The organism is Alistipes sp. ZOR0009, assembly GCF_000798815.1.
In the GTDB taxonomy this organism is placed as follows: domain Bacteria; phylum Bacteroidota; class Bacteroidia; order Bacteroidales; family ZOR0009; genus Acetobacteroides.
On the sequence record NZ_JTLD01000110.1, the window covers coordinates 2,699 to 3,314 of the forward strand.

Here is a 616-nt window from a genome sequence, read left to right on the forward strand (position 1 = left end):
AATAGCCTGGTAAATGTCGATCCCGACAAGCTGGTTGGCGTGGGTACGATCCTCGACAACGACGGCGCTCCTACCCTTTCGGTGGGCGACGCTACAGTAGCCGAAGGCGGCAAACTGCAGTTTGTGGTGAGCCTCAGCGCAGCTAGCGGCAAGGCGGTAACCGTTAAGGCTTCCTCCGCCGATGGTTCCGCTACAACAGCCGATAACGACTACACTTCCGTATCGAACCTAGCGGTAACCTTTGCCCCAGGCGAGGTATCCAAGGTGGTGGAGGTGCCAACTACGGCCGACACCAAGTTCGAGAGTGATGAAACTATATCGCTTGAGCTAACAGATGCCACCAACGCTACCATAGCCGATGGCAGCGCTACTGGAACGATAACCAACGACGATACCAAGCCAACGGTTGCGGTGGGTAGCCCAACGGTTACCGAGGGCGACGTGCTCGCCTTCGTGGTGAGCCTCAGCAACCCTAGCGATCAGGCCATATCGGCTGGCTACACCCTAGAGGATGGTACCGCCACAATGGGTACCGACTTCGACAACGTGCCCGCGGGTACGCTCTCCTTTGCCGCTGGCGAGACGAGCAAAACCGTGCTGGTACCAACCACCGACG

1 protein-coding gene is annotated in these 616 nt (G+C 58.4%); it reads left to right on the forward strand.

From position 1 onward, the window contains the following. On the forward strand, positions 1–616 hold a 616-nt coding region (locus tag L990_RS16645), incomplete at both ends, for a Calx-beta domain-containing protein (protein ID WP_316932991.1).